This window comes from Methyloglobulus sp. (assembly GCF_046714055.1).
In the GTDB taxonomy this organism is placed as follows: Bacteria; Pseudomonadota; Gammaproteobacteria; order Methylococcales; family Methylomonadaceae; genus Methyloglobulus.
Genome location: NZ_JBKKBJ010000205.1, coordinates 15168 through 29449, shown reverse-complemented (window position 1 = coordinate 29449; position 14282 = coordinate 15168). Strand labels below are relative to the sequence as shown.

The 14282-nt window shown below is 47.4% G+C and carries 18 protein-coding genes; 14 read left to right on the top strand and 4 right to left on the bottom strand.

Annotated elements, in window-relative coordinates; all coding sequences use genetic code 11:
- The first annotated feature begins 185 nt into the window (after positions 1–185).
- From ACLQ6D_RS12430 to ACLQ6D_RS12370, 13 genes are all read left to right on the top strand, one after another.
- Entirely contained in the window at positions 186–440 is a 255-nt protein-coding gene (locus ACLQ6D_RS12430) for a hypothetical protein (RefSeq protein ID WP_411727609.1), read from the top strand.
- 278 nt (positions 441–718) lie between these two features.
- Positions 719–991, top strand: coding sequence for a hypothetical protein (locus ACLQ6D_RS12425; RefSeq protein WP_411727608.1), 273 nt, complete (start codon positions 719–721; stop codon positions 989–991).
- A gap of 205 nt (positions 992–1196) precedes the next feature.
- On the top strand, positions 1197–2423 hold the full coding sequence (locus ACLQ6D_RS12420) for a sialidase family protein (protein WP_411727607.1): 1227 nt from the start codon (positions 1197–1199) through the stop codon (positions 2421–2423).
- A 345-nt stretch (positions 2424–2768) separates the two neighbouring features.
- A complete protein-coding gene (locus ACLQ6D_RS12415; protein ID WP_411727606.1) occupies positions 2769–3326 on the top strand; it encodes a PepSY-associated TM helix domain-containing protein in 558 nt (185 codons plus the stop codon).
- Positions 3327–3352: 26 nt separating this feature from the next.
- Positions 3353–3922: a PepSY-associated TM helix domain-containing protein gene (locus ACLQ6D_RS12410; protein WP_411727605.1), complete on the top strand. Its 570-nt coding sequence runs from the start codon at positions 3353–3355 to the stop codon at positions 3920–3922.
- 322 nt (positions 3923–4244) lie between these two features.
- Positions 4245–4604, top strand: coding sequence for a DUF3450 family protein (locus tag ACLQ6D_RS12405; protein WP_411727604.1), 360 nt, complete (start codon positions 4245–4247; stop codon positions 4602–4604).
- A gap of 10 nt (positions 4605–4614) precedes the next feature.
- Positions 4615–5337, top strand: a complete 723-nt coding sequence (locus ACLQ6D_RS12400) for a TonB family protein (protein WP_411727603.1) — start codon at positions 4615–4617, stop codon at positions 5335–5337.
- Between the two features lie 90 nt (positions 5338–5427).
- Positions 5428–6093, top strand: coding sequence for a MotA/TolQ/ExbB proton channel family protein (locus ACLQ6D_RS12395; protein WP_411727602.1), 666 nt, complete (start codon positions 5428–5430; stop codon positions 6091–6093).
- 2 nt (positions 6094–6095) lie between these two features.
- Complete coding sequence (locus tag ACLQ6D_RS12390; protein WP_411727601.1) at positions 6096–6506, top strand: ExbD/TolR family protein; 411 nt, start codon at positions 6096–6098, stop codon at positions 6504–6506.
- A 246-nt stretch (positions 6507–6752) separates the two neighbouring features.
- Positions 6753–8189: a sodium:proton antiporter NhaD gene (nhaD, locus tag ACLQ6D_RS12385; protein ID WP_411727600.1), complete on the top strand. Its 1437-nt coding sequence runs from the start codon at positions 6753–6755 to the stop codon at positions 8187–8189.
- Between the two features lie 75 nt (positions 8190–8264).
- On the top strand, positions 8265–9218 hold the full coding sequence (gene corA / locus ACLQ6D_RS12380; RefSeq protein ID WP_411727599.1) for a magnesium/cobalt transporter CorA: 954 nt from the start codon (positions 8265–8267) through the stop codon (positions 9216–9218).
- 168 nt (positions 9219–9386) lie between these two features.
- Positions 9387–9653 carry a hypothetical protein gene (locus ACLQ6D_RS12375; protein ID WP_411727598.1) on the top strand — a complete coding sequence of 89 codons (267 nt, stop codon included), beginning with the start codon at positions 9387–9389 and terminating at the stop codon, positions 9651–9653.
- On the top strand, positions 9643–10506 hold the full coding sequence (locus ACLQ6D_RS12370) for a hypothetical protein (protein WP_411727597.1): 864 nt from the start codon (positions 9643–9645) through the stop codon (positions 10504–10506). Before ACLQ6D_RS12375 ends, ACLQ6D_RS12370 begins: the two co-directional genes overlap by 11 nt.
- A gap of 110 nt (positions 10507–10616) precedes the next feature.
- Here the strand turns inward: ACLQ6D_RS12370 and ACLQ6D_RS12365 are convergent, their stop codons facing one another.
- Positions 10617–11633 carry an FAD:protein FMN transferase gene (locus ACLQ6D_RS12365; protein WP_411727596.1) on the bottom strand — a complete coding sequence of 339 codons (1017 nt, stop codon included), beginning with the start codon at positions 11631–11633 and terminating at the stop codon, positions 10617–10619.
- Between the two features lie 635 nt (positions 11634–12268).
- Positions 12269–12778: a hypothetical protein gene (locus ACLQ6D_RS12360; RefSeq protein ID WP_411727595.1), complete on the bottom strand. Its 510-nt coding sequence runs from the start codon at positions 12776–12778 to the stop codon at positions 12269–12271.
- A 276-nt stretch (positions 12779–13054) separates the two neighbouring features.
- Between ACLQ6D_RS12360 and ACLQ6D_RS12355 the strand changes: the two genes are divergently transcribed.
- The gene (locus ACLQ6D_RS12355; RefSeq protein ID WP_411727594.1) at positions 13055–13660 is read left to right on the top strand and encodes a peroxiredoxin; all 606 of its coding nucleotides are present in this window, start codon (positions 13055–13057) and stop codon (positions 13658–13660) included.
- Between the two features lie 63 nt (positions 13661–13723).
- Here ACLQ6D_RS12355 and ACLQ6D_RS12350 read toward each other — a convergent pair whose 3' ends face one another.
- Together ACLQ6D_RS12350 and ACLQ6D_RS12345 are read right to left on the bottom strand one after the other, a co-directional pair.
- A complete protein-coding gene (locus tag ACLQ6D_RS12350) occupies positions 13724–14008 on the bottom strand; it encodes a hypothetical protein (protein ID WP_411727593.1) in 285 nt (94 codons plus the stop codon).
- A gap of 29 nt (positions 14009–14037) precedes the next feature.
- Positions 14038–14256, bottom strand: a complete 219-nt coding sequence (locus tag ACLQ6D_RS12345) for a hypothetical protein (RefSeq protein WP_411727592.1) — start codon at positions 14254–14256, stop codon at positions 14038–14040.
- Positions 14257–14282 lie beyond the last annotated feature (26 nt).

The following is a 14282-nucleotide window of genomic DNA, read 5'->3' as shown; positions in this document are numbered from 1 at the left end:
ACCCTGACTCTAACGTCGCTCCCGCTTTGGGCGTTGCCCCCGGTGCGCCGTTGACGGCGATTGGTTCAATTAGGGTTGAATATTAGGTGGGTAGGGTACGCAGAGCTGGAGCGGTACGAGATTCATTCCCACGCCGGAGCGTGGGAACAATACATCCACTATTTTAATTAAATAAAGAGGTGATTATGTTGTATATCAAATCAAACAAAATTACATTGCCGTTATGTCTTTGCGTGATATTAGCGCTATTGTCTCCTGTACTAACCCAGGCTGAAGCCACCTATGAAAGTGGGGATATCGCTGCGACTCGTGCTGCGGACCAAAGGGCTGCGTTAGCGAAAAAAGCTGAGGAAAGAAAGAAAAGGGCTGCGGAAAGACAAAAGGCCGCTGAAGCTCAAAAGGACGCGGAGGGCCAAAAGGAAAATGCGCCTGCAAAATAATTGGTCTGCAGCCATGTGGTACGCACCGCGTACCTTTTTTGGGTTTGATTGAACCGGAATGCTTTGAAAATGGTACGCGATGCGTACCCTACAGCCAGTAAGCATCGTAGGTTGGGTTGCATGCTTTTCGCAACCCAACTTTTTGAGTATCGTTCCCACGCTCCGGCATGGGAATGCTGCCAGAGACGCTCTGCGTCTCGCACCGCTGGAGCGATGCGGGATTCATTCCCACGTCGGAGCGTGGGAACAATACATTTTAATTAAATAAAGAGGTGATTATGTTGTATATCAAATCAAACAAAATGACATTGCCGTTATGTCTTTGCGTGATATTGGCGCTATTGTCTCCTGCACCAACCCAGGCTGAAACCACCTATGAAAGTGGGGAGATCTCTGCGACTCGTGCTGCGGACCAAAGGGCTGCGCTAGCGAAAAAAGCTGAGGAAAGAAAGAAAAGGGCTACGGAAAGACAAAAGGCCGCTGAAGCGCAAAAGGCGGTTGAAGTTCAAAAGGACGCTGAGGGCCAAAAGGAAAATGCGCCTGCAAAATAATTGGTGTGCAGCCAGCTAGGGTACGCATCGCGTACCTTTTGGGGTTTTATTGAATCGGAACGTTTTGAAAATGGTACGCGGTGCGTACCCTACATTTGAGTATTGTTCCCACGCCGGAGCGTGGGAACAATACAAATAAAATTAAGCATGAAACGATGGCAAACGAGGTCAAGAGTTCATGCGTAATCACCAGAGAGGACGAGATATGAAACTAGCACTAATTAAAACCGTGGCGGTAGCCAGTCTTCTGCTTTGTCAGGACTGCCATACAGCCAGCGTTGCAGAAAAATTTAACGTGCGGGAGTTGACGCTTCCGGCGGTGGGCGTTAACCAGCAACATCATTTGACGCACACTGCGGACGGCAAGCTGATTTTAAGCTGGGTGGAAACCAGGGGGTCAAAAAACACCGTGCGCTTTGCCGTTTACGACAACGCTGCTTGGTTGCCAATGCAGACCGTAATCAGCACGGACAGCAAGCTTGCCGATCCTCCAGTCGTGCAAGGCTTGAGCGATGGCACGCTGGCAGCGGCGTGGATGCTAGCTGTAAAAAACGATAAAGACCCTTATGCCGCCGATATTTATTTGGCGCATTCAAAGGATGGTGGGCAAACTTGGACTGCGCCCATAAAACCCTATGGCGAGCAGGCCCGTATCTACGATGCCCAGATGTCGCTCGCGCCACTGCCGGACGCTGGTTTAGCGTTGGTATGGACAGATAGCAGGCATGTTATCCATGATGATTCCAAATCCGCCAGTAAAAAAACCAGCCGCCACCAACTCATGGCGACGGTGCTGAATAAAGACTGGCAAGCGGGCAAGGAAATTACCCTGGACGATGATGTTTGTTCTTGCTGCAGCACTTATACAGATGTCCGGGATAGCGAGCTAGTCACTGTTTATCGGGATCATTTAAAAGGAGAAGTCCGGGACATCAGCGCGGTGCGCTGGAATCGAAATGGCGCAGTACAAGCAACACCTGTGCATGACGATCATTGGGTAATCAATGGCTGCCCCAGCAATGGCCCGTCCGTGGATTTATCCGGACAACAGACCGTTGTTGCCTGGTTCACCGCAGGGGACGGAAAAGGCCGAGTTCGGGTTAGTTTTTCGGCAGGCGGTGACAAGTTCAAGTCCCCTATTGAAGTAGATGACCAAGCAATCGGTTATGCGAATGCCTTGCTGCTCGATGATGGATCCGCATTGGTAAGCTGGCGTCACAATGCCGGCCCGGAAGAGGAATTAATGGTGGCGAGAGTGACGGCTGGCGGCGAGGTGCATGACCGGACAACGGTTTATCGTGGCAGTTTTGCCCGCTGGCCCAGCAAGTATCTGGGTATTGAAAAAATCGGTAACGAAGTCTTCATTGCCTGGACTGACCCGATAAAAAAGAAAGTTAGGTTGGCGGTTGTAGCTATGACCGCTAAAGACTGAAAGGCGGATTAAATGTAGCATCGTAGGTTGGGTTAGACGCGCAAATTATAGGCCGTAAAGTTTGTAGGACGCTTGGGCGCGTCGTAACCCAACAAACGGCATTTCGGTCGGCGGTAACTGTTGGGTTACGGTGCACGGACAATCCGGTGGCTATCTTATAGGTATTCGCCATGTGCGCCTAACCCAACCTACACAACTAACCTAACCCTACTCAACTTGAGAACCAAGATGATAAATAGGAGTTTCATTAACGTGTAAAAGACAATATTTCAGAAAGTTAATACTAATTCTTATAGAAAGCTCAATTGGCGTAAATCGTTACGCAACTTCTGGCTGAACATACATTTGTATATTGCCCTGATAGTCGGGTTTGTTTTTGTGGTTTTGGGGTTGACCGGTTCGGCCAATGTGTTCTTTTTTGAGCTGGAAGAGCTGGGTTTGCCTAATGTCGTGGCAGAAAACCAGGCGCAACCGCGTTCGCTGGATGCTATTCTCCAAGTCGTGCAAGCTGCACATCCGCAAAAAACCAAAAGCTGGATGTTGTGGTTGCCGGACGAGGGCAGCGATTATTTGTGGGCGGTATACCCAAAGCCGGAAGAAAAAGCCGATGAGTTCTACGCGCCGCTCAGGGTATTGGTTGATCCGTACACGGGCAAAATAGTGTCGGAAAGTTATTGGGGCGATACGGTTTGGACGTTCGTGTACGAGCTACATGCGGATTTTCTGACCGGTTTTCTTGGTGCAAAGATTGGTCAAATTGGTTTTGATACCATTTGTTTTATGGGGTTGTTTTTGTTTGTATCTTCGTTGACCGGCGTGTATTTGTGGTGGCCGCGCGGGGCTAATTTCAAGAAAGCGGTGACGATCAAAAAAGGCGCAAAGTCCACAGCGGTTCTATTTTGATTTGCACAGGATGACGGGGTTTTACAGTGCCCTTCTTGTTAATCCTCGCTTTTACCGGATTTATCTTTAGTTACCATGATTACGTTGAGCCTTTGGTGCGATGCTTTTCTACTGTTAAAGAAGGCCATTTAAAAGACCCAAAACTAAAGTCTGTTGTGGGTAATAGCCAACCGATTTCAATCGCACGGGCAGTGGCAATTGCTGAGGGCGTTTTTCCGGGTTCCGTATTGCGCGAAGTCAAAACGCCGGATGGCAAATCAGGTGTTTATGCTGTCGGCATGATGCAGCCGGGTGGTGCCAACCACAAGTGGCCGCGCAGTAAAGCCTGGATTGACCAATACAACGGTAAGGTATTGGCTGTCCAAGACCCAAACCAGTTTACTGCTGGCGAAACCTTCTTGAATGTGATGTGGCCTTTACACAGTGGCGAAGCGTTGGGCTTAATTGGCCGTATCGTCTGGTGTGTGGTGGGTTTTGCACCGCTGGTTTTATATGTGAGTGGGCTTATCCGTTGGTTACATAAGCGTAAGGCCAAGCAGTTGAAAACAGCAAAAGAAAGGGGGTCGATTGTTAAAGTGTCAGAAAATACCGTTTAGGTTGTTAGATTCTTGAGCGTGACGGGGTTTGCAAGCAATGCCGTTAAGTTAAGGAAACACTCCCTCTCCTCGCGGGAGAGGGTTGGGGTGAGGGGGGTTAAAAAAAATTGTGCTTTTAAATCCCCCTCATCCTAGCCTTCTCCCAGCGGGAGAAGGGACTGACTCTCTCGTTGAATAGTTAACTAAAATCTTAAATTTACCCAGTTTTTCTTTAGTGTAATAATGGTGAGTCGGAAACCCCTGAATAATGACCCAACAAACAATCCTGATACAAGGCCACAACGGGTGGCCTTCAACAACAATATGACTACTGGTGTTCGCTATGTTTAACCGACACAAAAAATGTCTGGTTGTGGTTCTGCCTAGTTTAAATTCATTGGCCGTTCATTCTAATGAACCTACATCGGCGATTAAAGTTGATAATGCTGTGGCAAAAGCAGCCAGCCTATTCGGTAATCAGGGTGGCAATTTATTGGAACAATTCTGCGCAGCCACGCGGCAAGCTGAGGTTTTGAAAATCTACGATCAGCACATTAGCGATCAGATCAAGTCGCAGACGGAAGAAAAACGTTCGTTGGAAAAACAACTTAAGGATATTGAAGTTACCCAGCAAGAGGTCTTGCCATTGATTTTGCGGATGCTCGGCAGTCTGGATAAATTTGTGCAGATGGATTTGCGTTAAGGTAACGATAGTGCAAAAAATATCACGCTTATTTGAAGCGCTGACTGGCGAAATAAACCATCGCCCTATCGTTGGTTTATTGACAGTTTTGGTGCTGTTGTTGCACTTATTGGTGGTTCTTTGGTTATTACAGCCCACCGAACCGGACAACGTGACCGAGCCACTGAAGGTCATGGAAGTGGCGTTGCTTTCCGAGCCTAGCCCAAAAGCCGAAGCTGCGCCACCTGCGCCACCCAAAAAGGTTCCGCCGAAAAAGAAGGCCGTCAAACCGCCTGTCAAGAAGAAAGAGCCAGTTATCCACAAACAAGCAGAGCGCCCACAACCGGTAACCGATAAACCAATCCCAGCGCAACCGTCACCTTCCGATGCCGTCCAAAAATCGGAAACACCAGTGTCAGGATCAGCATCAGCGAATAAGGCCACAAAAACTGGCAACGGCGAAGCCCGTAGCAAAGCAGCCAGCTCGGGACTTGTTGAATTGGGATGCCCTAAGCCTAAATATCCTACGCGTGCCTTGAGCCGGCATATTGAAGGTTGGGTTAAAATCGAGGTGATCGTTAGCACAACGGGAGCAGTGACAAATGCGAAAGTTGTCGGTGCACAGCCCTCTGGTATTTTTGACTATGTGGCATTGGATGCCACCAAGAAATGTAAATTCAAAGCAAAGATAGTTAACGGCACAGCAGTTACACAAAGAGGGTTAAAAGTGGCTAGATTTAAGCTAACAAATTAACGTCGGTTTTAACGTCTTGAATCAATACAGCTGTTACTGTCGTAACCGAGCTGTAATTATTATTTTGAACAACCAAAGAAGGATATCTTAATGCCTTACCATATTTCGCCCGACACTGTTATAGACGGAACCTTATACACCTTACTGGCTTTTTCGGTGGTGACTTGGACGCTTATCGTTTTTAAATGCTGGCAGTTCTCGAAAAATAGCTATTGGAACCGGCGTTTTGATAGCGCGTTTTGGGAAGCCGACTCGCTGGCTAAGGCAGAAGCTTTGCCTGCAAAAAAATTCCGAGGCCCGCAAGCGCGAATTGCCCGGCAAGGTTTGGCATGGCTGTCAGATAGCCGGAAGTCCTCAGCCAAAAGCCTTAAATTCCACGGTACGCCGAGTGAATTGCTAGAGCAATCCTTGTCTGTTCAATTGCAGAAAGAGGAGCGTTTGATGGAAAGCGGCCTGACGATGTTGGCAAGTATTGGCAGCACCGCGCCCTTTGTCGGATTGTTCGGGACGGTCTTGGGCATCATGCACGCCATGCACGAGATCACTGCAAGCGGCTCGTCGAGCCTGGATGTGGTTGCCGGCCCCATTGGTGACGCCCTTATTGCCACTGCCATCGGTATAGCAGTTGCCGTGCCAGCTGTGTTAGCGTATAACTTTTTCTTGCGCCGCGTCAAACTGCACCGCACTGGTTTAGAAAATTTTGTTGTTAGTTTCATGTATGCTGCTTTAAGTGTGGACACCCAAAGGAAGGAGTAAATATGGCTTTCAAACCGCAATCGGAAAACGAAAGTGCAATGAGCGAGATTAACGTCACTCCGCTCGTTGATGTCATGCTGGTGTTAGTGATTATTTTATTGGTGACGGCGCCATTGCTAACGCAATCAGTGCATGTGACATTACCGAAAACTGCCGAGACCACGGCGAATGTAAACGAGCAACCGTTGCAGCTTGGCATCGACGCGCAAGGCCTTATAACACTCAATAAACAGCCCATCGAAAGCCTGACCTTATTGGAAACAACCTTGAAGGATGAGCTGGCTAAAAACAAGGAGGTTGCCTTGCATTTGTACGCCGACCAAGCCGTGGTTTACAGAAAAGTCGCGGAGGTCATGGCCACTGTCCAACATGCCGGTATCGCTAAAGTGGCGTTTGTCACTGTAGAAGAGTAGTGTTTTCTCCTGCCATCATGCCCTGATTAATTTGAAGTTTGTCAATCTAACCAAATAAAACTTATCAATATTTCAAAAATCAACTCGATTTTCTATACAACATGATGAATTTGTATTAGTTAAAACTCCATATTCGCACATCTGGGCTAAAGCTGGATAGCACGTCGAAAACTGTAGTGATATTGCGGCCTTTCGGTGATAATTCTTGGAAAGTTTTTTCGTCTACGTCTTTATTAGGGAAATCCCGTGAACGGTATACTCTTAATCATCGCATCATTGTTGTTACCCAGTACCGTTTTCGCGGGCGAAGGCCCGGGAGTGGGTGCAGCCGTCCCCTTTGACCTAACCCATCATATTGTCGGTTACCTTTCTATCCTTTTTACAGTCTCGGCCTACGTGGCGGCCATGTCGGAAGAAGTCATCGAGTTGCGTAAGTCCAAACCGATGGTCTTAGGATCTGCTATCGTCTGGTTTGCGATTTGTATTTACTATGCCCTGAACGGGCAAGCCAAAGTGGCTGCGGTGGCATTCGAAAGTAATTTGCTCGCGTATATCGAGCTGCTGTTGTTTATCCTAGTTTCTATGACCTATCTGAACGCCATGGAGGAACGCGGCATTTTCGATGGACTGCGGATTTGGCTGCTTAACAAGCAATTCAGCTACCGTCAGCTTTTTTGGATTACCGGTTTTCTGGCGTTTTTTCTATCTACCGTAGTCAGCGGTCTTGCGGTGGGTTTGTTAATGGGTGCGGTGGCGACGGCGGTCGGCAAAAATAAACCGCAATTCATAGGAATAGCCTGTGTCAACATTGTCGTAGCGACCAACGCCGGGGGCTCGTTCAGTCCGTTGGGCGGTATTTCGACGCTGTTTGTTTGGCAACACAACATTCTGGAATTCACGGAATTTTTTGCCTTGGCTATTCCCTGCCTGGTCAATTTCCTCGTTCCGGCAGCCATCATGCACTTTTTCGTTTCTCAAGAAACGCCAGCCGCATCAAGCCGGACAATTGCACTTCGGCGGGGCAGCAAACGAATATTATTCCTTTTCGGTGTGACGCTCAGTATTACGGTTTGGGCTAATGTCTATCTTAAGCTTCCGCCTGCCGCCGGAATGATGGCGGGCTTGGGGCTGTTACAGTTTTTCAGCTTTTATCTGACCAAGACCGTTAATAATCAAGAAAGTCACTTCGCGTATGCGTACAAATTTTTTGAGCTGGACGTTCCCGTCGGGAATGAAAAACAAGATTTTGATATATTCAAGAATATAGCCAATGTGGAATGGGATACGTTGCTGTTCTTTTATGGTGCCATGATGATTATCGGCGCCTTGAGTTTTATCGGCTACCTTGATGCCATCGCGCAATTTTTGTACGGGCAAAACCATCCTACAGTTGCCAATATTATCATCGGCCTGTCATCCGCCTTTATCGATAACGGTACGCTGATGTTTGCCGTGCTGAGTATGCATCCTGATATTCCGCCTGGCCAATGGTTGCTGCTTACACTGACGCTCGGTGTCGGCGGTAGTTTGTTGGCGATCGGTTCGGCACCGGGAGTCGGATTGCTCGGCCAGATCAAGGAAGGTTATACCTTCGGCTATCACATGCGCTGGATGCCGGTCATTCTGTTGGGTTATGTCGCCAGCATTGCCGTGCATTTTTGGATCAACGCCCATTATTTTTGATTCTTATGTAAAGCTCAGCATAAACGTTCCATTACTCCCAAACTATTAACCGACTGAAGCCAGGAAAATACGTTAATGTTAAGACTATTCAATATCGACAATGACATGCTTAAAGAGCAAACGCCGCCTGAAGACCTGCTCAAGCAAGCTGTGGCTACAGCTACCTGGATTGATGCACACGATCCAAGTGACATTGAGCGTTCCCAACTGCAAGCATTTCTGCGCACAACACTACCCGAATCGGATGATGTGGAAGAAATTGAGTCTTCGGCGCGCTACTTTACTGACAATATAGGCATTCATGTACGTTCTTTGTTTCTTGCGCAAAGCGAAGGACGGCACTATACCGTTACCGTCGCTTTTATTTTGCAAAATGAGCGTCTAATAACATTGCGTGAAGGTAATCTGGCCGACTTTCGCCTACTGCGTATGCGTGCCCGGCACGGACAGGTGAAGGCTCGTTCACCTCAGGAGTTGCTGGTTATCATGTTTGAGCAGAAAGTAGAAAATCTCGCCGATGCCCTGGAGGACATTCATCGTAAGCTTGAAGATGTCAGCTATTTGGTACTGGAGGTCTTGGACTCCGATCTTGAAGACGCTATTGATCAACTTGCCAAACTGGAAGACAGCAATGGCAAGATTCGGCTATGCCTGATGGATACGCAACGCTCCATCTCCTTTCTGCAAAGGCACCTGCGCAATCATCCTGACCTGCAGGAAACAGCACGGGAGATTATGCGCGACGTAGATACCCTGATGTCACACACGACCTTTTTGTTTGATAAGATCAATTTTTTGATGGACTCGACTCAGGGCTTTATCAATATTGCCCAGAACAAAATCATTAAAATTTTTTCTATTGCCGCCGTGGTGTTTCTGCCACCTACCCTGGTGGCCAGTATTTATGGCATGAATTTCCAACACATGCCAGAACTCGATCTAAAGTTGGGTTATCCTGGCGCACTGGTATTAATAGTTTTGGCGGGGATTGCACCTTATTGGTTTTTTAAGCGAAAAGGATGGTTGTGAGTTGTCGCTGCCAATTACTACAATTATTGATACTATTAGAAGGTTGAAGTCCAATAGTACGAAAAGTATGGCTACCGACAAACATAATTCTTTTAGACGGGTTGATAAAATAGCCATGTTACGCATTTATGCAGAAATCTTTACGGTCGCCAAATTCAAAGGAACCACATGATCTTCAATCTCTACCAATCTGTAGTGTTAGCGAAGGCTTCTGCAAGGTGGCTGGCGATGCTGGTTTTATGCGGCCTGCAAGGTTGTCTTACACCGATGGCGCTGGATCACGCGGTCATTGAATACGACAAGGCAACTACAGACATTCTTTCCAAACTGATCCTGTTGAATATTGCCCGCTCCCATCAGCATCAACCTATGCATTTCACCGGCGTTTGGCGGCACGATTTCCGAGAACCCGACCATCAGCATCGTGCCAATTGAAGGCGAGGAATTTACCCGCCGTTTGCTGACGCCGCTTCAGGAAAACAAGCTCACTATGCTGTTGCGGCAAGGCGCTGATGTGGACTTAATTCTGCGCCTTGTTGCCAGCGAATTGCGGCTTTACGACGGTGTGCAAAGTGGCGTTTATCTGAATAAACCCCGCGATGCAAAAGGTTACCAGTTGTTCCGGCAAGCCGTGCTGCATCTGTCGTCGATCCAGGATAAAAACAATCTTTTTGTCGAACCACTGATATTTGACCAGCATTGGGTCTTGCCAGCCGAATCTTTGTTGGTGGAACAAATGGCCACGTTGCAAAAAGAGTACAGGATAGAGTATCAGGTCGAACGTAAACAAATTATGCTGAGTAAACGGGTGATTGGGCGTATCTTTTTGACCAATTACGATCCGGCTAGCCTGAGCAACGAGGAACGCATCCGTTTACAGGAAGAAGCCGATCAAGGCGCAGATAATGATGTCAGTGTCGATATCCGGTCTGGATATCCAGGCGGTGAGTGGCCGATACATGGGGGTTTTCGCTTACGCAGCTTTCATAACGTGCTGAATTTTATCGGCCAGTCTATCAGCGATGATCCTGAATATGCCGTTGCCAAACATCCGCAAACTCCCAGTGTCAGCGAGAATCCGGCATACACCATGGGTTTACTGGTCAGTGACGACGAGTCAGCGGCTTCCGATATTAGTGTAAGGTTTGGCGATTGGGATTACGCGCTTAAACCGGAAATAGGCTATCAATGGAATCGCGAAGGTTTTCGGTTGCTGTGCCAGATTTTTCAAATGACCATGACCGATCTGGCGAGGCAGGGCGCACCGGCCATTACCATTTCAAAGTAACGAAAGGGCTTTTTGACAATAAAGGTCGGGTAAGCTATGTCAATCAGGCCTATAAGGAGATTTGAAATCCACGCGTACAAAAAGTATCGCTGACTTGGTTGTTCAGCATATCACTGTGAAGCCGCAAAGGCTTTACTCATGTGCTCCTTTAATTTATTGCCATCATCGTAGATCAGGAACACTTTGAGTTTCTCCGCTTCCGCAATTCGAGCCGCCTCCTGCTCACCCACACAGAGTAGGGCAGTATCCCAGGCATCAGCCCAAGTCGGATCGTCGTGCATCACAGTTACCGAGTGCAGATGGTGGATCACTGGTCGGCCGGTCTTAGGGTTCAGTATGTGCGAATAGGCTTGTCCGTTCTCCTCGAAGAAATTCCTGTAGGTTCCGGCCGTCATGATAGCCGTACTATCATGTTCTTTGACATTAATGACCTTATGAAGCTTTCGGATAAAAGGGGTGGGGGTTTCAATGCCAACTCGCCAAGCATCACCGTTGGCTTTACGGCCCTTAACCATCATTTCTCCGCCTATTTCCACCATATAACTCTTTATGCCCATCTCTTCCAGGCGGCGAGCAACCATACCCACGCTGTAACCTTGTGCTATGGAGGATAAATCAATTTTCAGCTTGGGGTCTTTCTTCCTGATGCGCTGGTTGACCGCATCCACCTCCAGCAGCGACATGCCCAGATGGGGCAGGAGAGCGTTGATTTCATCCTGGGCAGGAATCCGGTTTTCGTGACGGGAAAAACCCCACAGATCAAACAAGGGCTTTACGGTGAGGTCATAGCAGCCGTCTGATCGTTCATAAACCGTATGGGCGATGACCAACAGCTCGGTAATCTCTTGGGACACCGCGAGCCAATCGGTGTTCTCCTGTTGGTTAATAAGGGATATTTCGGAATCGTCCTGGTAGTTCGATAATTTAGCATCGATTCCGGCTAGTGTCGCCGTGACTTGTCCCTGAATTTCCTCCAACGATGTTGACGCACCGTCCAATACAAGCTTGATGTGGTAAGTGGTCCCCTGTGCCTTTCCTGATACCTCGGATTCACGGGGCGACACCTGGCATCCCGACAAGGCAAAGGTGATCAGTAATAGGGTTAGCCGCCAATTTATTTTCATCATGGGTGTTTTTGACAAAACCGCGAAATGTCACTTAGCGGTATTCCCGCCGCCATTGAATGCCTCCAGGTCCAAGATTCTACAACCAAGTCTTTGTTAATTGAATTGTTTATAGGGGTTGGACTTAAACCCACATAACTCATTGTATTTTATTAAATCGATTTGTCTTATTCACCTAAAACGTAAGTTTTCAAATACCCCCCCGTCCAACAAGGCAAATCAGGCCCTTTACACTCAATTCGAAATCTTTGGCGGGGTTATATTCCGAATTTCTGTGTTGATCTTAAAAATAATCAAGAAAGCCAAATCGCATATGTCTACAAATTTCTTGGGGTGGACGTTTGTTCCCGTCGAGAATCAAATACAAGATTACGATGTCTTTAAGAATGTAGGCAATGTGGAAAGGGGTAAGTTGCTGGATGCCTGTCATTCTGTTGGGCTATATCGCTAGCATTGCCGTGCATTTTTGGATCAACGCCCATTATTTTTGAGCCAATGGACACTGGGAGGCGCTTAAACAAAGCTCCGCATTAAACCTGAAGTAGCTGACGGAATCCCGTTGAGCGCAAAATTAAACACTAAACGGCAAACAAGCCATCTATCAAACGCAGAGGCTTTTAGGAGCCTAGCTAACGAACTTATACTGCCCTAAGATTTTCCTTTTCGTATACACGGGTTTTCTTCCAGCCAGCAAATACGTCCTCGTGAAAAGGCAGGTCATTGTCTATAGCGTGTTCGTAGCAACTTCTAAATAAACGGGCAGTACGGAAGGCGTGTAATTCATCGTCGGCGGTAACAATCTCCACGTTGCCGACCTGAAAGGTCTTGTTTCTGGATTTGCCGTCATCCACCCAAAACACGGTATAGCAAAGGTAGCTTTTGTTTTTGCGGTGATCGAATTTAATCGTCCTGGAAACACCGGTGACACCTGTGGTGGTTTTATTTTTCGGCAGTTTGAGAAAGCGCGTTTTGCTGCCTTTAAGTGCGACCAGCATTTGGTCGCGCCAAGTGATGGCGGCTTTTAACGATTTAGTTTTGCTGCCCCACAGCTTATGGGAAAAATAACGGCTGCTTTCTTTGCCGCGCCTGACGATTCGAACTTGAAAACCGAACACATCGGGTTCAGTGATGTGCTTATTTTTTATCATACTGATCTCTCGAAAAGAATTAAAAAAAGTAACGCCAAAGTTATGTTACCGTACCAGATTCTTTTTTGAGGGAAAGAATGGCGGCTGGCTGTGTGTAAGCCTACAATTACAAATTATCGCTAAAGTTTTAAGAAAAGCAAGTGAATTGTTTATACCAAAACAATTCCTGGCCAATCTGGTGTAAAATGACCAACACACCGCTTGAGCAGATACAGGCTGATGAGGCGGTTGGCATAGTCATACCCTTTGCTTTTTTGGATAATTTTGGAGACACTAATGAGCGTACTAGTTGGTAAACAAGCACCTGATTTTACAGTTCCAGCCGTATTGGGCGATGGACAAATAGTTGATTCGTTCAGCTTTTCTTCGGCGACCAATGGTAAATATGCCGTTGTTTTCTTTTATCCGCTGGATTTTACCTTTGTATGTCCTAGCGAACTGATTGCTTTGGATCACCGCATGGATGAGTTTAAAAACCGTGGCGTTGAAGTGATCGCGGTTTCCATAGATTCACATTTTACCCATAATGCCTGGCGCAATACGCCGGTCAATAAAGGTGGGATCGGCCCAGTCCGTTACACCATGGCGGCCGATATGGCGCATTCTATCTGTAAGGATTACGATGTTGAAGCATCCGCCCCCGCTGTCGCTTACCGGGGCACTTTCCTGATTGACCGTAATGGCATGGTGCGGCACCAAGTTGTCAATGACTTGCCGCTAGGCCGTAACATGGATGAATTGTTACGGATGATTGACGCGTTACAATTTTTCGAAGCGAACGGCGAAGTCTGCCCAGCGGGTTGGAATAAAGGCGATGCAGGCATGAATGCCAGCCCTGCGGGCGTTGCTGAATATTTGGATAAAAACGCCGATAAGCTATAAGCGTTAACAAAAATCAAATCACGCATTGCCCCTTCATTACGCCAGGGCAATGCGCCTTGATATTCATTTGGCAGTGTTGACGTTACTCAGTAATTTTTTTCGGATGAAATGAGCCGCAGCCAAGCCGCCTAATGTCGGAATTTGGTCAATAAGAAAATCAGCCAGCCCATTTTGGGCAACCATTGCAGATAAAGGGCCTGCGACAGTTTTATCCAGTAATAGCCAAGTTATCAAATATCCGACTAGCCCAATAATGGCCCATTTTACCGGTGGTTCGCCGGTTTTATTGGCCGTCATGTAAAACCATATAATGACACCGAGTGCGGCCAGTTTCGCTAAAAGTAACATGTTTCCTCCTCTCCAAATATTATGTTTTTCTAAAGTTCGGCGGTCCGTAACGGCTTGAACGTTACAGCCTTCCCTGGATTATACACTGGGTTGTTATCATATTCTCCTTCAATCGCAAGCGGGTCGTTGCGGCCTTCCATCATGTTGTTTTGATTAGATTTAAGGTACTGTTTAGCCGTGCCGATAGATGCAAAAATTACCCTGCGGATAGGTTTGACCACACAACATGACTGGTAATAGACAGCCATTATATTTCATAATGACCCCAACGAAG